Below are 19,299 nucleotides of genomic sequence, written 5' to 3' on the forward strand. Positions count from 1 at the left end.
CATCTTTGAAATGCAGAGAGCCGATGAGCCTATTTCCTTCTTCTTTCCCCCAAGACGCTCTCGAAATTTTTCCAGACAGGGAAGCCTTAACTGCGCCCGACGGCGTGCGCTCCCGATTAACATCTGATCGCTCATCAAGGATTTTTTTCGTCTTTCTTGTAAGTGACGTGATCGCTTTATGCTTTTCGGTATTGTTTGGCAGCTGGGTCGCCTCAGTCCTGCACAACATGTCCTCTGGAGACCCAGCTTTTCTGGATGCCCGTATCAACGCGGTGCACACGATGGGCTCTCTTATGCCCATCTGCCTCGGCGTTCTCCTTTATATGTTTGCGAGCGGAGAATACCGCATCCGGTTTCCGTTCTGGAGTGAGTTCGGGCGCCTGATCACAGCCGCTTTCTGTGCCTTGCTGGCGACAGGTTTCTGGGCTTTCGCCTTTCAGATTTCCGGACCACGCTCTGCGCTTCTGCTGCCCTGGATTATCTTTCCCTTCTTTGGCGAATTCATGCGGCAGTGCGCCAGGCGCATTCTCCACGCGCTGCGGTTATGGCAAATTCCTACGGTCCTGATCGGAAACGAGACCGAAACTGCTCAGGTACGTCATGTTCTGGCCAGCGAAACGCTCTCCAGCTACGAAATCATCGGATCCCTGAGCCCCGAAGCCGCAATAGGGTCTCTGCTGGCTTCTGAAAATGCGAATGCATCTTCGAGGTTTCAGTTTCTCCTCTGCCTCGACCCGACCGACACGTATTCACGCGATATCATCGAGTGGCTGACGCGTCGGCGTGTTCCTTTTGCGCTGATCCCGCAGATTTCCGGGATGCCCACGCATGGCCTGACACAATCGTCCTATTTCAGCCACGACACCATTATTCTGTCCTACAAGAGCAATCTGGAAAATCCGCTTCAGCGCAGGCTCAAATTCACCTTTGATTTTCTCGCCGCCCTGCTTCTCTTCATTCTGGTCCTGCCCGTTTATGTGATCCTCTATGTCCTGATTGCTCTGGAGGGTGGTCAGCCAATCTATGGTCATCGACGGATTGGCCAGAACGGGCGTGAGTTCAAGTGCTTGAAATTCCGCTCAATGGCGAAGAATTCCGATGAACTGCTGAAGCAGCTTCTGGAAACCGATCCTCTTGCCGCGGCCGAATGGCAGGAAACCCAGAAACTTCGCAATGATCCCAGAATCACCCCTGTTGGTCACTTCATCAGGAAAACGAGCCTTGATGAACTGCCGCAGCTCCTCAACGTATTACGCGGCGATATGAGCCTGGTCGGGCCACGACCCATCGTTCAGGCAGAAGTCCGTCATTACGGCGAGAATTTCGATTATTACCAAGCCATCCGTCCTGGAATTACCGGGCTGTGGCAGGTCAGTGGCAGAAGCGATACCGGCTATGCGGAACGCGTCCAGCTGGATCGATGGTATGTGCGTAACTGGACTTTGTGGCACGATATCGCAATTCTTGCGAAAACCCTACCCGCCGTTTTCCTGAGACGCGGCGCACGGTGAGCAGGACACATCACTCATGAGCCAGATTTCCGGTGCAATGCCCCCACAACAGTATTCCCCGATGGACATTGGTCCTGCCCCCGAGCAGGAATTCGCCGGTTTCGGTAGAATTTTCTCCATCCTTCGCCAACACAAACTTCTAATGTGTTCCGTTGCGGGTGGCACTTTCCTTCTGGGAGCAGCCGCCATTGCGACACTGAAGCCCTATTACGAATCTATCGCCGAAATTGCGATCGGTGCACGGGGCATGATTTCCCCATCGGAACTCAGTCCTTATGCAGACCGTGCGCTGGATCTGGTCGCTCTTAATACCCAGATTGATATCCTCAAAAGCCCAACCATTGCCCTAATGGTGACGCAGCGTTTGCACCTCGCGGACACTCCTGAATACGTCAAGGCTTTGAATCCTTCTTTTGTGTCACAACTCAAGAAAAAACTTGGCCTTCAAAAAGCCTCCCCTCCTCTGACGCCGCAGCAACGTAACGAGGTGGTTTCCGGTCTGCTCATGGGGAAAGTTCACATCAGCAATGATGGGCGCTCCGCGATCATAGGAATTACTGCACGATCTGCAGGTCCTGATCTGGCGCCCGCCATCGCCAATGGCTACGTCAAAGCCTATCTCGATTTCGAGCAACAGGCCAAGATTCAGGCCGCACGGAACGCGAGCCTCCTTTTGGAGGAACAGATCGCTCCCCTCCGCCAAAGATCAATCCAAGCCGAACAGGAACTCTCGCGGTACAGGCAGGAGCATAATCTCTACCTGTTGGGCGATGATTCGGGCGGCGATTCTGGTCGGACGGCCCGTATTGCACTGCCTGCCACACCCAATGACCTTCATCTGACACAGATGAATCATGAACTCGGCGAAGCAGAAGCAGATCTGGCGAGCAAACAGGCTATTTATCACGAGGCTGCTTCTAGCGGTAACGTTGGAACCATTACTGCCATCACCGCCTCCCCCCTGATTCAAGGCCTCAGACTTCAGCAGACCCAGATCAACGCCCGTATTTCGACACTCGCATCCACGGCACTGGAACAGAACCCGGAGCTGGTCGCAGCCCGCGCCCAGGCCGCACGCATCGATGCCCAGATTGCGGCAGAGAGCCAGAAACTTCTTCAGAATTTGCGTTACGAAGCGGACGCTGCCCAGCAGCGGGTCAATGCTTTAAAAGAGCGCACTAACGCCCTGCAGGCGAATGTCACGGAGGAAGAACACGCAGACATCCGGCTTCGCCAGCTTGTGGGGGAAGCAACTGCGGCACAAACCCTGTATCGTGACTACCTCTCACGCCTTGGTCAGGTCTCCGCAGAAACCACCATTCAGCAAGCAGAGGCGCGCCTGATTACACCGGCAAACCAGCCTCTGGGGCCGGCGGGACCGCCCAAAAAGCAGTATGGGATATTGTTGTTCCTGGTTTCTCTGGGGCTGGGCGCTGGTGCGGCCCTTCTGCGTGACCGCTCCCGCAGTAGTCTGCGGACGCTCGCCGAACTGGAGCAGCAGACACGGCTGTTCGGGCTCGGCGCACTCCCGCGTTTCAGAGGCTCGCTTCGTGAACAACTGACATCCGGGGACTCCCTGTATGGCCGGATGCTCAACTCCATGCGGGCCATCCTGACCTTCGGCAATCCCTCGATCCGTACGAAGATCACGGTCATCACCTCTGCGGAGAGCGGCGAAGGAAAGACCACGCTCGCCATTTCGCTGGCTGCCAGCATCGGGGCACTCGGCAAACGCGCTCTTCTGATCGACTGTGATGCCCATCGGCCCAGCGTCCTGCGGGCGCTCGACCTCAGAGCACACGAAGAAGGTTTCATCCATGATGCCCTCCCGGGGCTGGATATTTTCGTCGCCAGCCAGACAGGCGAACCCGGCGTCCTGAATTTCGGCGCCCTCGGAGAATTTCTGGAGAAGCATCGCGGCGAATACGATCAGATCATTATCGATACGCCACCCATTCTGAGCTTTCCCGAAGCGGGCGTTCTGGCGTCCTTTGCCGAAGGTGTCATCATCGCCGTCAAATGGCATCAGACATCCGCAAGTGCCGTGATCGAAACGCAGAGAATTTTGCGGACACATCACGCAAACTGTCTGGGCGCGGTCCTGACCTTTGTCGATATCGAAAACCTGCGACCGGAAGAAAGCCTTCGTATGGGTGATTATTCACACTATCGCAAACTTGTTTCTTCTTCGTAATGGCTGTTTCTCCAATGAGCAAATTTTTCCTTAACGGACGCTTTTCCGTCCAGTCGCTCAGTGGCGTTCAGCGTTTTGCGACGGAAATTACGCGTGCCCTTTCGGAAATCTGGCCTGCGGATCTGCCACCCCCAGAACTCCTGACACCCCGGACAAATCCCGGGACTTCAGTGTCTGTCGATCTTGGTTTTTCTGCACGTTCCTTTGGCCGGTTCCAGGGGCAGATCTGGGAACAGATTGATCTGCCAAAAGCCGCGGCATCAGGATTACTCGTGAATCTGGGCAATACGGCCCCTCTTCGCCTGTCATCGCGGCATAGTCGACAACTGGTTGTCATTCATGATGCCGGTGTCTTTTCAACGCCACAGTCTTACTCGCGTCAGTTTCGCGCCTATTACAAGATTTTGCATCGCCTTCTGGCATTGGGCAAAACGCGCATCGTTACGGTCTCAGAGTTTTCCAGAAATGACATCGCACGTCATTTAAAGATCGATCCTGCACGTATCAGCGTCATCACCGAGGGTGCGGATCATGCCACCCGCATTGCCGCGGACAGATCCGTTTTAGAGACCCATGGTCTGGAAAGCGGAAAATACGTTCTGGCAGTTGGCAACAAAGCACCTCACAAAGATTTTGCAGCCCTTGATCACCTCGCCGCAACGCTGGGTCAGCGCGGGATCAAACTCGTCATCAGCGGTGGAATGAACGGACGGGTTTTCAGCGCAGGCGCTCCTGATCTGCAACACGCAACCTATGTCGGCAGGGTCACGGATGCGGAGCTGCACGCGCTCTATAGTGAAGCCGCCTGTTTTGTCTTTCCGTCCATCTATGAAGGTTTCGGCCTCCCACCCGTAGAAGCTATGGCAGCCGGTTGCCCTGTTGTTGCCCGCGATATTCCCGTCCTGCGCGAAGTGTGCAGTCAAGCCGCCCTGTTCGGTCGAACCCCCGCCGATCTGACGGCGCGTGTCATTGAATTGCTCGACAATCACGAACGCGCCAATGACCTTCGCCGCGCGGGATACGAACAGGTTCAGAAATACCGCTGGACGATCGCCGCAAGACAGCTTCTAGACATCATGCGCGAGGAATCTGCCAAATGCTGACAGCTTCCCGCCTATTGGCGATAATGATTGGCATCGCTGCCATCGTACCTGCCTGTGGACAGGACGAGAGCGCAGGTCTTTCCCCAAGAAAGATGGTCTTATGGTGCACAGTCATGGATGGAGCCTCGAAACGCCTTTTCGCGTCTGATCCGGTTCCTACATCCGCACTTAGCCATATGGCTCTATGGAATGCCAACAGTCGTTTCATAACAATCGTCAATAGTCGCTACAATCTGACAATCCGTAACAACGATCATTCATGTTCCGTTTACCTCGATATGACACACGCTACAAAAGCCCGCGACGTGCTCGTCTCCCTAGCGCAACAGCGTGGCAACCGTATTGTAAACGTCGGATCGAATTAATTCATGACCCCCGATACAACCCAGATGCCCTCGGCAGACCTCCTCTGCCCTCACGGTTCTCATGAGGACAACCGACAGATGCAGCCGACACCCACGAACACTGAAGAGACTGTGCTTTTTACAGAAAAAATGCAGGTCGTTGTGGGTATCGCCACCAGTAGCCGTCCAACAATTCTGGCCGAACTCGTGCGTCAACTGGCTCATCAAACGGTCAAACCACACAGAATCATCATCAGTTACGCCAAACCGGACGATATTTCCGCTATTCCCCAGACACTTCGGGACATGGCTTCAGTCGAATTCGTTACCGGGCACCAGGGAGCTGCCGTTCAGCGCAATGTCATCCTTGACCGCCTTAAAGACGAAGATATCGTCCTGTTTTTCGATGACGACTTTTTTCCCCACCCCACATATATCGCCCGTATCATCGAAGCATTTCGTGACAATCCCAATATTCTGGGCGCAACAGGACACGTTCTGGCGGATGGCGCACAAGGGCCCGGTCTGCTGATTGAAGATGCAAACCGTCTGAATGCCCAGGCCGACACAGCGGCAGTTTCTAAAATCGAAGATGCTTTCAACACTTACGGCTGCAACATGGCGTTCCGTTGCGCCGCCATAAAACGTCTTGGCGCGCGCTTCGATGAAAGACTCCCTCTCTATTCCTGGTATGAAGACATAGATTTTTCCCGCTCTCTTCTGCCCCACGGCCGGGTCGTCAAGGTCAACAGCGCGCAAGGTGTGCACCTTGGAAACAAGACCGGGAAAGGCTCCGAACTGCGGCTAGGTTACTCCCAGATCATCAATTGCATTTATCTGGCCCAGAAAGGAACGTATCCTTGGTCCAACGCCCTGAAAAGCGCGGGGAGGCATCTCGTTATTAACACCCTGAAATCATTCAGACCCGAATATTACATCGACCGCAAAGGCCGTTTGCTAGGCAATCTGATCGGACTTGGCGACCTGCTGAGGAACCGCATTACGCCAGAACGCGCTGCAACACTTCATTCAAATAAAAAGGCTTCCTGAGATGCGATTCTCCTTGGTTGTCTCGACTCTGGCCCGCCCTGCCGAAGTCGAGGCCTTCATGCAGGGGCTAGAGAAGCAGACGTTCAAAGATTTCGAAGTCATTCTGGTCGATCAGAGTCAATCGGACATCTACGAAGATCTTGTCGCTCGATACAGCGCCAAATGGCCTTTGAAACACCTTCGCCCCGAGATCAACGGACTGCGTTATGCTCGCAATTTTGGCGCGAACCTCGCAGTGGGCGACCTCATAGCCTTTCCGGACGACGACTGCATTTACGAGCCCGACACGCTGGAACGGGTGAACGCCTATTTCCGCAAAACAGATGATACAGGCTTCATTACTGGTGCCGTGCTCAATCTGGATGGCGCCCCCACAGCCATGGGGCGCTGGCTGAGAAAAAGCCAGAACCTGAACCAGCATAACATCTGGACCGGACTGATCGAGTTCAATTTTTTCATGCCGCGCAACACGTTTGAAAAAATCAATGGGTTCGATGAAGATCTGGGGATTGGAGCCCCATTTGGGTCTGCAGAGGGCCCTGACCTTGCCCTCCGCCTGATGGCGGTAGGATCGAAAGGGTATCACGATCGCGCCCTTCTGGTCCGCCATATGGACAAACCGCCCACTCTCAACCGTGAACGCGCCTATGACTATGGCATTGGGATGGGGTATGTCCTTCGCAAGAACCGTGCAGCCCTGAAAACAGTCATGACATTCTTTATCCGCCCCTTCGGAGGGATCTGTCTCAGCATCATTCGCAGACGATCTGAAATGACAGCCTATTATTTCAAGATGCTTCAGGGGCGATTGTCTGGATATTTCTGCCAAGCGGCCAGTGAGGCAGCCCGGCATAGTGCAGGAAAAATTCTTTCCTGACAGACGTTTTTTACAAGTGGGAAAGACATACCGCCATGCAAGTTCACTCACTGAAGATCCTCGCGGTCGCCAGCCTGGTGGCAGTGTCGATTTCCACTTCACCTGTCATTGCCCGTCCGAATGATCCTGCCGCGATGATCGCAGCCTGTCCCGCATGGCCAGCCCATTGTCGGGTCGATCTGAATGGGCGGGTTTACAGACTTCAGAACACCCTGCACCTCAATCCGCTCACGACAACTCTGACCAATGGCGTATTGGACGCTTCCAGCCTTCCCGATGGGCAGCCTGCAATCCTTGTCTCATCAGATGGGAAAGGGCAGCCGGAAAGTTACGATACTGCCTCTAACAGCATTGATCATCTTGTTCTGACCGGTCAGTCCAAAGCAGACGGAATCGTTCTGGACAACAAAGATGATGATAACATACGTGCCGCTGCAATTACGCTGGAAAACGTCTCCATTTCAGGCTTTCGGCGGGGACTGACTTTCGGGAACCATGCCTATGTTTTCGGTCTCTCGCATGTTCAGATCCATAATAACGCGACGGGGATCTATACCATTCCCAACCCCTCGGATGCCGGTGAACGGATTGCATTGGAAGACGTCAATGTTTTCAACAACACACTCGGCGTCGATGATGAAGGCGGCATGGAGTTGGACTGGCTCGCATCACGTCTCGATTATAACGCGACAACCGCTTTCATTTCCGGCCCGTGGACGTTTGACGGGCATATAGAACTTGCTCCTCCGCAGACGCCTCCGATCCGGTTGCACGCCTTGGTCGGAAAACCGGCAGGTTCTCTTTACATGACCACCGGATCGATCATTCTTGTCAACCAGTCTGGCGGCAAGGCCAGCAGTGATTACTGGGTCCAAAGCGACAGTCCCTACAGCACCATCCAGTTTCCAGCCCAGACTTACGGTGTCCGCGGAAAGATCGGCATCATGAATGGCCCCGCCGCCGTTTATGGTCCCGCCTTTCCGGCTTTCAACCCTCACTGATCAGACAAAGCCCCTGATAAGGTGCAAAGCCTGATCAGGGGGCTGTCGCCTACGCCATCCAGCGTCTGACAGATTCAAGACCTAGTGTCAGGAGTTCTTCGGCCCGTTCGGCGGTCGCCGACTCAACATATACCCGCAATTCCGGCGCATTCCCGGATGGCCGCAGATGAATGATGTCGCCAAGTTCGAACGTCATCCTGATACCGTCCGTCTCATCGACGGTCGCGACAGGCCCACAGGCCTCCACGAAGCCCAAAGCGCCGCTCACAGCAGGAACATCCTGACGCAGGAGAGCCAGACGGGCCTTGCTCTGCTCTGTGGGGACATCTTTCAGACGGTCGCTCACCGTGAAGCGGGGCGGAAGTGTTTCAAGCAGTTCCGCAAGCCCGCTCTGCCTGCTTCGGGCCGAAACCAGCGCACAGAGCATCGGCAGGACGGCATCGCGCGTCGGCAAAGCCACGAGACGTCGGCCGTCATGCTCGATATCGCTGGCGAGCAGAAAGCCCCCATTGGCTTCATAACCAACGGACGGAACATTTCCCTTCTCCACAGCATCCGTCATGCCTGACACGACAAACGGCGAGCCAATGCGCGTTCTTTGAACGAAGGGCGCAACGCCTGACGCTTCCAGCGCCGTATTGCTGCTGACAGGCGTTGTGACGGAAACGGCGCCAAGCTTGCGGGCCGCGAGAATACCCAGCACATCACCCCGGAGCCAGCGACCGTTCTGATCCGCCAGCAGCGGACGATCAGAATCACCATCCGTCGTCAGGATCGCATCGAACTGTCCGGTCTGAGCCCAGTCCCGCGCGAGAACGACATCTTCCGGACGCACGGCTTCCGTATCGACCGAAACGAACACGTCCGAGCGACCCAAAGGATGCGCTTCCCCCCCGAGGGCTTCGACGACGGACACCAGAACGTCACGCCCCACGGCAGAATGCTGATAGACTCCGAGTTTCAGACCCGACAACGCTGTCGGACCAAAGAAGTCGACATATCTGGCGACATATTCCGGCAACACATCAGTCAGAGACGGAACTGTGACGTCAATTTTTAGCGCGCCGTGCTCATCGAACCAGCCATCCGGCAGTGTGACGTCCTCATGCCGCATGGCCGCTTCGTCGCTTTTGAGAAATTCGCCGCGCGCACGGTTGAACTTGATGCCGTTCCGGTCGTCCGGAATATGGCTTCCCGTCACCATGAGTGACGGAATGCCCCTGCCAAACGCATAGAGGCTCAGAGCAGGCGTCGGCACAAAACCGCAGTTTACCGGCTGGCCTTCCATCCAGAGAATGGCCGTCGCACAGGCGCGCAAAATGCGCGGCGTACTCGGTCGCAGGTCTCCGGCGATAGCGACGGGCGTTCCGGGAGCAAACTCACCCAGCGTCTGTAAATGTTTGAGATAGCCGACGGTATACGCAAAACAGACAGCATCCGTCATGGACGTCACAAGTCCACGTGCGCCGCTCGTTCCAAACGCAACGCCTGATTCCACCATCCAGTCAGCTATTTTCATATGTAATCAGTCCCAAACAGTTAGAAAAACAGGCGATGGATGGACATATCAGTGCCTGATTGCGGGCAGTAAGACGCGCTTCTTTTTGCATCCACTCAAGAAGAAGCATTCCCTGTTTTTATGGCTCACGGTTGCTGTGATGACAACCGCGCAGGTTATCCGCAGCAGATCAGATTTCTGGCCCGTCATCGGGGCATCAGCGTGATAAGTCACACTAAATCTTAAAATATCACAGATATATGTGTTCTATATCTCGCAATCGGTGATATGGCTGTCCTTCGAATTTGCGTGTCCCTGACACTGAAGCCGTCTGGAGGGCCAGAAATGCGCCGGGATTTCATCATCGGAATCGATAGCGGTTCCACCACGACCAAAGCCGTTGTGTTTTCGTCCACAGGGGCCATCGTCGGAACAGGGCGACGCCGTGTCGCACAGCACATGGAGCGCCCGCACCATGTCGAGCGCGATATGCACGAAGCGTGGCAGGCCGTTATCGGATCCATTCGCGATGCGCTAAGCGCCGCAGGACTGGAGGGGAGCGCCATTGCTTCTGTCGGGGTCACGGCGCACGGGGATGGTGTTTTTCTACTTGACCGCTCAAGAAATCCACTGGGCCGGGGCATCATGTCGCTCGACAGCCGGGCGACGGCCATTCACGAGCGATGGAAGCGTGACGGCATTTCCGATCTGACGCTCCCGATCGCGGGGCAGCGTCCGTACGTCTATTCGGCCAACACACTTCTTGCCTGGATCCGGGACAACGAACCGGAACGGTATCAGGCAATCGGGTCCGTGATTTTTGCCAAGGACTGGATCCGTTACTGCCTGACGGGTGAAATCGCGACGGATCTGACCGAGGCCAGCACGTCTTTTACCGATCTGTACACGCAGGATTACAGCGACGATCTGCTGAATGTTCTGGGCCTTGCGGACATCCGGGCTGCGCTGCCGGAAATGCGCTTCTCCTGTGAGCAGGGTGGCGTCGTGACGGCGGAAGCCGCAGCCCTGACGGGACTTGTGGTCGGAACGCCGGTTTCGGTCGGGTTGCATGATGTGACGGCCGCAGCCGTCGGTCTGGGCCATACCAGAGCGGGCGATCTGTCGATCACGGCTGGAACCTTTTCGATCAACGAGGTTTTCCGCGACCGGCCTGTCGTCGGGGAAGGCTGGGCCTGTCGGGCAGGATATCGTCGCGGGTTGTGGAACTGCATGGCGATTTCTCCGGCGTCCTCGAGCAATCTCGAATGGCTGGCGAAAATCCTCATGCCCGGCGATCAGGACGCTGCCCGTGTTCTTTCTGCGGAAATAGAAGCGCGCCTGTCCCAGCCGGGAACCCGTCCTGCGGTTCCGCTGTATCACCCGTTCCTGTTCGGCTCGCCCTATGACGCCCCCGCCAGCGCGTCCCTGTTCGGCGTGCAATCCTGGCATGACCGGGCGGATCTGTTTCAGGCAATGGTGGAAGGAACGGTCTTCAATCATCGTGAACATGTCGATGCCCTCAAACAGACCGGACCCGTCCGCAGGATCGGAATTTCGGGAGGTGGAAGCGGACAGCCTGCCATCGCCCAGATGTTCGCGGATATTCTGGGAATGCCTGTCCGCATCCCCGAAGTCCGCGAAGCCGGAGCTCTGGGCGCGGCCCTGACGGCGAGCGTTTCCGTAGGATTGTACGCGAACCTTGAAGATGCCGTGGCCGCGCAGGACGTGCCGATGCACACCTACAGACCGCAGCCGGACCGCGAGCGCGTTTATGAGGGAATTTATCGCCGCTATGTCGCACTGACACAGGCCATGAGGCCGTTCTGGTCAGATCTTTATGATGGCGGAACGTCCTCGCTGAAGCCTGCCACGACAGAACGATCTCGCGAAAACGATCTCGTGGAGGCCGGACCGGTTCTGAACTACGCCATGGCCAGCACCATGACACAGGGAGCACGGCCATGAGCGGACTGAAAGATATCCGCGAGACTGCGGAGTTCGATGTCGTCATTATCGGGGCCGGCATCAACGGAGCCGGACTGTTTCGCGAACTGGCCCTACAGGATCTGCGCGTCCTGCTCGTTGATAGGAGCGACATCTGTTCCGGCGCCTCCTGCGCGCCCTCGCGGCTGATCCATGGCGGAATCAAATATCTCGAAACGGGTGAATTCCGCTTGGTCGCGCAGTCCACTTTGGAGCGCAATCTTCTGCTGCGGAATGCGCCGCATGTGGTCAAACCCTTGCCAACGGTTCTGCCAATCCGCTCCTGGTTCGGAGGCATCGTCCCGTCTTTAAGGAAATTCCTGCGTCTGGGCGGAAAAATGACGGACCGGGGGGCTCTGGTGCTGGAAGCCGGGCTTCAGATCTATGATTTTCTGGGACGGCGCGCGCGTGTCATGCCCCGACACAGCCTCTTCCTCAATCGCAGGACACGGGAAGAATGGCCGCATATGGCGACGGACGTTCTCGCCACCGCACAATATTATGACGCGGCCATCACCCAGCCCGAGCGGCTTGGTTATGAATGTGTGCAGGACGGGCTGAATGTCGGGACCGGCTGCGGGGTTGCGACCTATAGTGTTCCGGTTTCATTTGCCGATGGCATTCTGCGTCTCAGGGACAGCATGACCGGAGAGACACGCAATGTCCGCACACGGGCGCTTGTGAATGCGGGAGGCGCGTGGATCGATCGCATCAATGCCGTCCTCGGCGAGAAGACGCGGTATATCGGCGGCACGAAAGGCTCGCACCTGCTGTTGCGGCATGACGGACTTCTGCGCGAACTCAAAGGACGCATGATGTATTTCGGAACGCCGGACGGACGGATCTGTCTGGCCTATCCGTTTTACGGTCACGTTCTGGTCGGCTCAACGGATCTCCGGATCGAAGATCCCGATACCGCCACCTGCACCGACGACGAACAGGAATACATGCTGCGAATGGTCGCGGATCTGTTCCCCGGCTTCAGCTTTAGTTCTGATGACGTAGTTTACCGCTACAGTGGCGTCCGCCCCCTCCCCGCGACCGATGCATCCGATCCCGGAGCCATCAGCCGCGATCATATCGTGCATGAAAACCGGCTTGGAGACACGCCCCTCCTGTCACTGGTTGGCGGGAAGTGGACGACATTCCGTGGGCTGGCCGAAGAGGTTGCAGACCAGCTTCTCGACACTCTGGGCGCTGCACGGCACCTCTCCACGAAGACTTTCCCGATTGGCGGCGGCCGCGATTATCCGGCGCCAGAGCGCTATTCCGCGTATCTAGACGAGTTTTTCGTAACCTATGGCATGCCGCGCCAGAGGGCCGGAATTCTGCTGGAACGGTACGGATCGCGCGCCCGCGCTTTTGCGGTGTTCTGCCAGAAAGAAGCCGACGCGCCATTGCGGACGCTCCCGACCTACACACGTCGCGAACTGGCCTTCATCGCTTCGGAAGAACTGGTCCGCACCCTTTCCGATGTTCTCTTTCGCCGGACGCCGGTTGCCCTGAGCGGCCTCCTCACACCCGACGTCGTTCTCGAGGTGGGCGGTGTCGTGGGTGCAGCTCTCGGATGGAGCGCACAGGAAACGGACCGGCAGTGCCGCGCCGCCTGGAAAGAAGCGCAGGAGCGCCACAACCTGAAGGGCGACCTCCCCGACACCTCCCCCTCACAGACAGCCCTGAGAGCCTGAACCATGAACCGTTATGAAGAAAAAATCGCGCGCATGCTGGCCGGTCAGGACGACCGTACGGATTTCATTCTCGCAGATGCCAAGGATTCCGACATGGCCGCGGGCGTCAGCGCCACAGGCCTGCGTCGCGACCCCAGACAGGGTCATTCCCGTTTCCGGACGCGCCGCGAATATGTCGACGTGATCCACGGCATCCTCCAGCAGGACATCGTGGACATCATGCTGACGTCGGCCTCCATTCTGGAGACCCTGATCGCGGAAGACGGCTTTGCCGGAACCCGGATCCAGTCCGCGATCCGGGCCAATGACACGACGGATCTGTGGCGCGGACGGGGTGGCTCCTACCAGTCCCAGAAATCCGTTCCTTTCCGCTCGGCATCGCTGAAAAAAGCGCAGACCAGCCTTGGCCTGTATTCCATGACCTTCAACGGCGACGCCGAACAGGACAGCTTTGCGCTGGAAGAATTCGCCCGCTTTCGGGAAGAAGCCGAAGAAAGCCGCTTTTCGTATTTCCTTGAGGTCTTCAATCCCAATGAAGGCCGGATCGCACAGGCGGATCGCGGCTTTTATCTGAACGACATGATTGTCCGCTGTCTGGCAGGTTTGCGGCGTGAAGAACGCCCCGTTTTCCTCAAGGTGCCCTTCAATGGCGCGGACGCCCTGAGCGAACTCTGTGCGTTCGACCCTTCCGTGATCGTGGGCATCATGGGGGGCAGCAGCGGAACAACGCGCGACTGTCTGGAACTGATCCATCAGGCGCAGTGCTGTGGTGCGCGCGCAGCGCTTTTCGGCCGCAAGATCGTGGATGCAGATGACCCGCTTCTGCTGATCGAGGCCATGCGCAGCGTGACCGACGGCGCGCTGTCGGCAAAAGAAGCAACACATCTCTATCATGAAAAACTGGGCGCTCAGGGCGTACCGCCCCTCAGAGAGGCGGATCTGGATAGCGTAGTGACCGAAGCGGTCCTGCTGGAGCGCGCAGCGTAACATTTTTATGTGATTATAAAGCAGAGCGGGTTTCCCAAGAATTCAGAAGAAAATCGCCCTCAAAGAGGATTTTTCTTCTGAACTTCCTAAATTTTGTATCGTTACTTTTGGTATTGGTAACTCTTTTATGTTATGCTTTAACGCTCAAGCTAACATATACCGGTCTGCAACACGGAGAATCGGGATGAACATTCAGCCTCTCGGAAGGTCGGAAATGGATCAGGTCTGGATCGGAACGAGCTGGAAGATGAACAAGGGACCGGCCGAAGCCATCGCTTCAGCGCAGGCCCTTGAAGGATTTGTTCCGCCGCAGGGGATCCAGCCTTTCGTCATCCCGCCGTTCACGTCCCTGAAGGATGTCTGCACCGTGCTGGAAGACAGCGCCCTGATGGTGGGCGCGCAGAACATGCACTGGGAAGACAGCGGGTCCTGGACGGGCGAAGTCTCGCCGGAGATGATCCGGGACTGCGGCGCCTCGATGGTGGAAATCGGCCACTCCGAACGTCGCCAGCATTTCGGCGAGACGGACTGGACCGTTAACCTGAAGGTTCACGCAGCCCTCCGTCACGGATTACGCCCGCTCATCTGCATCGGCGATACGCTGAACGAGTACGAGTTTGGCGTCTCGCACGAAACGCTGGCCCGGCAGACCAAAATCGCACTGCATGGCGTGGCGCGAAACGATCTGGCGCATGTCCTGATTGCCTATGAGCCGGTCTGGGCCATCGGAGCTTCCGGCCGCCCGGCGGACGCGGACTTCGTCTCGGATGTTCATACCCGCCTTCGAGGTGTCGTGCAGGACCTCGCAGGTGCAGAGGGTGCGCGCATCCCGCTGCTTTATGGCGGCAGCGTCTCGCGGGACAACATCCGCAGCTATGTCGGACTTGCGGATGTGGATGGTGTGTTCATCGGGCGGGCGGCCTGGAAGGCGACGGACTTCATGGCCCTCATCGACAGTGTGCGTGATCTGGTTTCGGACAAAATAGCGGCCTGAACGGTCGCCTGAACGCAAGAACAGGAAAAATGACCATGCGTATTGCCATTGGTGGAGACAGCGCCGGAGAAGGCCTGGCGAGACTTCTGACCCAGCATCTCTCGACGCTTGGACGCCATGTCGTCGTCGACATGTCCCATCCCGAAGATGAACGGGCCGAACTGTATTCCGAACTGAGCGAGCGCGTGTCGCTGGCGGTTCTGAGCGGTGAATTCGACCGCGGCATTCTGTGCTGTGGAACCGGAATTGGCGTGTGCATTTCCGCCAACAAAATTCCCGGCATCCGAGCGGCGCTGACCCATGACACCTATTCCGCCGAACGCGCGGCCCTGTCGAACAACGCGCATATCATCACCATGGGCGCGCGGGTGATCGGGCCGGAAGTGGCGAAGTCGATCGTGGAAGCCTGGCTGGCTTGCACCTTCGATCCCACAAGTGCATCGGCGCGCAATATTGCCGGAATTGATGCACTCGGCAGGAAATACCGGCAGCCCGTCTCCGCGAATATGAGCTGCTGAAATAAAAACTTTTAGCCCGAACAGGTTCTGGCTGATTTTCGAAAGAACAGAGTTATGAAAACGGCATTCGCTTTTGCCGCAATGCTGGCGGCTGCGCCAGTTCTGTCCTCCGGCGTCGCCTGTGCGGCGGAGAGTGGCGCGCCCCTGCATTTCGTTCTGATCCCCAAGACGGTCCATCCGTGGTTTGACAAAGCCATGACAGGGGCGAAGGCCGCTGGTGACATGATCACCAAAGCAACGGGCCGCCCGGTTGAAATCGAATATCGCGCGCCGCAGACGGCCGATGTGTCTTCGCAGAACGACATTATCGAACGCGCTGTCGCGACCCATCCTGATGGCCTGATCCTCGATCTGCTGGATGAGAAGGGCAATCGCGCCGCCATGGACGAAGCAGCGGATCAGAAAATCCCGATGACGGTGTTCGACTCCCTGCCGCCCGAAGGCATGGACATCACGGCCGTCGGCGCGGATTTCTGCGAACAGGGCACTATGGCGGCCGAGCGGCTGGCGAACCTCGTTGGCAAGAAGGGTGAGGTTGCCATCATGATGGGTGTGCCCACAGCGCCAAATCATACGCTTCGGGCCGAGTGTGAAAAGAAGGTCTTTGCAAAATACCCCGACATGAAAGTCGTCGCGACGGGGATCGACAATGACAGCATCGAAACCGCACAGAAACAGGCCTCCGCCATCATGCAGGCCCATCCGGATCTGGTGGGCTGGGTCGCCTGCGATGCCTCCGGGCCGGTGGGCATCGGACAGGCCATCCGCGAGGGCGGCAAGACCGGGAAAGTCAAAGAAGTCGGCCTCGACAACCTCAATGACATGATCCAGCTCATCAAGGACGGCGTAGCGGAATCTTCCGCCTCCAGCCGCCCCGAAATGCAGGGTTACTGGGCTGTCATCTCTGCCTGGCAAAAAGCCATGGGACAGAAGACACCCAAATATATCGATACCGGAATTGATCTTCTGACCAGCAAAACCCTCTGACATCTTGCCGTACGATCAGGACAAGGGAAACACGACCATGACAATTCTTCAGATCGAAGCCGTACGGAAGACCTATCCCGGCGTGGTCGCACTCGATCATGTGGATCTGACGCTGGAGCCAGGGAAAATCCATATTCTCGCTGGCGAAAACGGTGCCGGAAAATCCACCCTGATCAAGGTCCTGACCGGCCTCGTCGCCCCTGATGAGGGCCGCGTCCTGATCGAAGGCGGAGACGCGCTGGCGGACCGCACTCTGTTTACGAAAGTCGCCTATGTCCCGCAGGAGCTGAGCCTTTTTGGTTCCATGACGGTGGCCGAGAACATGTTCATGCCGTTCGACCGCTCCGGGTTCGGCCATCTGACGGTCTCACGCCGTGCCATGGAAAAGGCTGCGGCAGACCTCATCCAGCGCTTCGGAATTCATGCAAAACCCGGCCATCTGGTGAACCGCATCAGCGTGCCGGACCAGCAGCTTCTTCAGATCGCGCGCGCGGCCTGCCGTGAGGAATTCAGGGTTCTCATCCTTGATGAACCGACCTCCTCGCTGACGGCGAACGAAACCGAGCATCTGTTCCGGATCATCCGCAGATTACGCGATGACGGCTGCGCGATCGTGTTTGTCTCCCACAAGATGGAAGAAATCTTTGAGCTGGGCGACACGGTAACGGTTCTGCGCAATGGCCGCAGCGTCGGCACCTACCCCATGCAGGGCATGACGGAAGGGCACCTGATCCAGCTCATGTCCGGCAGCTCCGTCTCGTTGGAAGAGAAGTTCCAGCCGCGTTTCGCCGTCAGTGAAAACGACACCATCTTGAGCGCTAAACAGATTTCAGGACCGGGGTTTTCGGATGCCTCCTTCACCCTGCGCCGGGGCGAGATCCTTGGATTTGCGGGGCTTGTCGGCGCGGGCCGCTCCGAACTGATGCAGACGATTTTCGGCTATCATCGGGCGACATCCGGCCAGTGCTTCCTCGACGGAGAAGAAATCCCCCGTGGCCGCACGGACCGTGCCGTAGCGATGGGGATGGTTTACCTCTCCGAAGAGCGCAAACATCACGGCATTTTCCCGCTGCTCAGCGTGCGGGAAAATATCAGCCTCTCAGTTCTGGATCGCATGCAGCGCGGCGGCATCATTTCCTCCCGGCGTGAAAATGACGTCGTGGCGGAGACGATCCAGCAGTTCGACGTCCGGACGTCCTCCGCGTCCAAAAAAATCGTTCATCTGTCAGGCGGCAACCAGCAGAAGGCAATCATTGGACGCGCAATGGCCCGCAGGCCGCGCGTCCTGATTTTCGATGAACCCACCAAAGGGATCGATATCGGAACCAAGTTCCAGATTTACCGCATCATGCAGCAGCTTGCCGAAGAAGGCGTGGGGATCATCCTCGTTTCGTCCGAAATGACCGAGCTTCAGCGCTGCGCCTCGCGGATCATCACCATGTATTCCGGCCGGATCACGGGTTCGTTCGATCAGGCCACCACCGACGTCAACACGCTTGTCGGCGCGATCATCGGCGCCCCGGAGACCCGTCATGTCGCTTGAAACCACCCTCCCCGCCGCGCCGTCCAAGCCACCGAAACTGCCGCCCATGAAGGCTCTGGTGTCGCGTCTGGTGGGCAATCCGCTGGGCGGCGTCATCGCCGCGCTCGTCATCATTTTCGGGGCGTCCTGTGCGCTGTCGCCGCACTTCCTGACGTCCTTCAACATGATGATCATCGCGCGTGCGCTGGCCTTTGTCGGGCTGGTCACGATCGGACAGTCCGTTCTCATGATCCTGGGCGAGCTTGACCTGTCCGTTGGTGCCATTGGTGGCCTGGCGGGTGTGGTCGGCGGCATTTTAATGGTGCAGCTTGGGCTGAACCCCTGGCTTTCGCTCGGGCTGTGCCTGCTGATGGGAGCCGGGTGCGGATTGCTGAACGGAGCGCTCATTACGCAACTCCGCCTGCACTCGCTGGTGCTGACGATCGGTATGGCTGGCGTTTATGGCGGCGCCAACCTCGTTGCGACCAAAGGCGTGGCCATTACGGGCATTCCCCGTGACATCTCCTTTCTCGGGCGTGGGCTCGTCATGGGTGTTCCCGTGCCGTTCGTCGTGCTTCTGGTGTGTCTGGCGGTTGTGGCGTTCGTCATGTTCCGCACGCCCGTCGGCCGCTACATCTACGCCATCGGCAGCAACCCGGACGCCGCCCGGATGCTGGGCATCCGCGTCAACGCCATCCGCATGGGCGCTTTTGCCCTCGCCGGGTTCCTGTCCGCCCTTGCCGGAATCCTGATGGTGGCCCGTCTGGGAACGGCCCAGCCTTCCATCGGTGACACATGGGTTCTCGCACCCATCGCCGCAGCCGTCATTGGCGGTGTCGCAACCACCGGCGGCATCGGCAGTCCGGTCGGAGCGGTTCTGGGTGCAGTCATCATCGGCATGATCGAAGACATCATCGTCCTGTTCGGAATTTCGCCCTACTGGCAGTCGGTCGTCAGCGGCGGGATCGTTGTCCTCGCCATCTCCTTCGACGCACTGGCCCGTCGTTACCTCAACCGTGATGCAGCCTGACGGTCCCGCTGC

Annotated in this window: 15 protein-coding genes; 14 read left to right on the forward strand and 1 reads right to left on the reverse strand. The window is 57.6% G+C overall.

Annotated features, from left to right (window positions below; genetic code table 11):
- Positions 1-23 precede the first annotated feature (23 nt).
- The 6 genes from wbaP (at position 24) to HKD28_RS11230 (ending at position 8,080) form a co-directional block, all read left to right on the forward strand.
- Entirely contained in the window at positions 24-1,511 is a 1,488-nt protein-coding gene (gene wbaP / locus HKD28_RS11205) for an undecaprenyl-phosphate galactose phosphotransferase WbaP (RefSeq protein WP_235993431.1), read from the forward strand.
- Positions 1,512-1,527: 16 nt separating this feature from the next.
- Positions 1,528-3,705 carry a GumC family protein gene (locus HKD28_RS11210; protein WP_194268189.1) on the forward strand — a complete coding sequence of 726 codons (2,178 nt, stop codon included), beginning with the start codon at positions 1,528-1,530 and terminating at the stop codon, positions 3,703-3,705.
- Positions 3,706-3,719: 14 nt separating this feature from the next.
- Positions 3,720-4,808 carry a glycosyltransferase family 4 protein gene (locus tag HKD28_RS11215; protein WP_235993432.1) on the forward strand — a complete coding sequence of 363 codons (1,089 nt, stop codon included), beginning with the start codon at positions 3,720-3,722 and terminating at the stop codon, positions 4,806-4,808.
- A gap of 443 nt (positions 4,809-5,251) precedes the next feature.
- Complete coding sequence (locus HKD28_RS11220; protein WP_235993433.1) at positions 5,252-6,202, forward strand: glycosyltransferase family 2 protein; 951 nt, start codon at positions 5,252-5,254, stop codon at positions 6,200-6,202.
- A gap of 1 nt (position 6,203) precedes the next feature.
- The gene (locus tag HKD28_RS11225; RefSeq protein ID WP_194268191.1) at positions 6,204-7,079 is read left to right on the forward strand and encodes a glycosyltransferase family 2 protein; all 876 of its coding nucleotides are present in this window, start codon (positions 6,204-6,206) and stop codon (positions 7,077-7,079) included.
- A 35-nt stretch (positions 7,080-7,114) separates the two neighbouring features.
- A complete protein-coding gene (locus HKD28_RS11230) occupies positions 7,115-8,080 on the forward strand; it encodes a hypothetical protein (RefSeq protein ID WP_194268192.1) in 966 nt (321 codons plus the stop codon).
- A gap of 49 nt (positions 8,081-8,129) precedes the next feature.
- On the opposite strand, the gene HKD28_RS11235 is transcribed toward HKD28_RS11230, so the two are convergent.
- A complete protein-coding gene (locus HKD28_RS11235; protein WP_194268287.1) occupies positions 8,130-9,581 on the reverse strand; it encodes a phosphomannomutase in 1,452 nt (483 codons plus the stop codon).
- Positions 9,582-9,923: 342 nt separating this feature from the next.
- Here HKD28_RS11235 and HKD28_RS11240 point away from each other — a divergent pair, with 342 nt between their 5' ends.
- The 8 genes from HKD28_RS11240 to HKD28_RS11275 all read left to right on the forward strand — a co-directional run bounded on the left by HKD28_RS11240 (position 9,924) and on the right by HKD28_RS11275 (position 19,287).
- Positions 9,924-11,543 (forward strand): FGGY-family carbohydrate kinase, encoded by a 1,620-nt coding sequence (locus tag HKD28_RS11240; protein ID WP_194268193.1) that lies wholly within the window; start codon positions 9,924-9,926, stop codon positions 11,541-11,543.
- On the forward strand, positions 11,540-13,249 hold the full coding sequence (locus tag HKD28_RS11245; RefSeq protein ID WP_194268194.1) for a glycerol-3-phosphate dehydrogenase/oxidase: 1,710 nt from the start codon (positions 11,540-11,542) through the stop codon (positions 13,247-13,249). The genes HKD28_RS11240 and HKD28_RS11245 overlap by 4 nt, the downstream gene beginning before the upstream one ends.
- A gap of 3 nt (positions 13,250-13,252) precedes the next feature.
- Positions 13,253-14,236 (forward strand): beta/alpha barrel domain-containing protein, encoded by a 984-nt coding sequence (locus HKD28_RS11250; RefSeq protein ID WP_194268195.1) that lies wholly within the window; start codon positions 13,253-13,255, stop codon positions 14,234-14,236.
- Between the two features lie 184 nt (positions 14,237-14,420).
- Entirely contained in the window at positions 14,421-15,230 is an 810-nt protein-coding gene (locus HKD28_RS11255) for a triose-phosphate isomerase (RefSeq protein WP_194268196.1), read from the forward strand.
- Positions 15,231-15,265: 35 nt separating this feature from the next.
- Positions 15,266-15,748, forward strand: a complete 483-nt coding sequence (locus HKD28_RS11260; protein ID WP_194268289.1) for an RpiB/LacA/LacB family sugar-phosphate isomerase — start codon at positions 15,266-15,268, stop codon at positions 15,746-15,748.
- 54 nt (positions 15,749-15,802) lie between these two features.
- Positions 15,803-16,735 (forward strand): substrate-binding domain-containing protein, encoded by a 933-nt coding sequence (locus HKD28_RS11265; protein ID WP_062108616.1) that lies wholly within the window; start codon positions 15,803-15,805, stop codon positions 16,733-16,735.
- A 37-nt stretch (positions 16,736-16,772) separates the two neighbouring features.
- Positions 16,773-18,278, forward strand: coding sequence for a sugar ABC transporter ATP-binding protein (locus HKD28_RS11270; RefSeq protein ID WP_194268197.1), 1,506 nt, complete (start codon positions 16,773-16,775; stop codon positions 18,276-18,278).
- Positions 18,268-19,287 carry an ABC transporter permease gene (locus tag HKD28_RS11275; protein ID WP_194262488.1) on the forward strand — a complete coding sequence of 340 codons (1,020 nt, stop codon included), beginning with the start codon at positions 18,268-18,270 and terminating at the stop codon, positions 19,285-19,287. The genes HKD28_RS11270 and HKD28_RS11275 overlap by 11 nt, the downstream gene beginning before the upstream one ends.
- Positions 19,288-19,299: the final 12 nt, after the last annotated feature.

This window comes from Gluconobacter cadivus (assembly GCF_015244745.1).
In the GTDB taxonomy this organism is placed as follows: Bacteria; Pseudomonadota; Alphaproteobacteria; order Acetobacterales; family Acetobacteraceae; genus Gluconobacter; species Gluconobacter cadivus.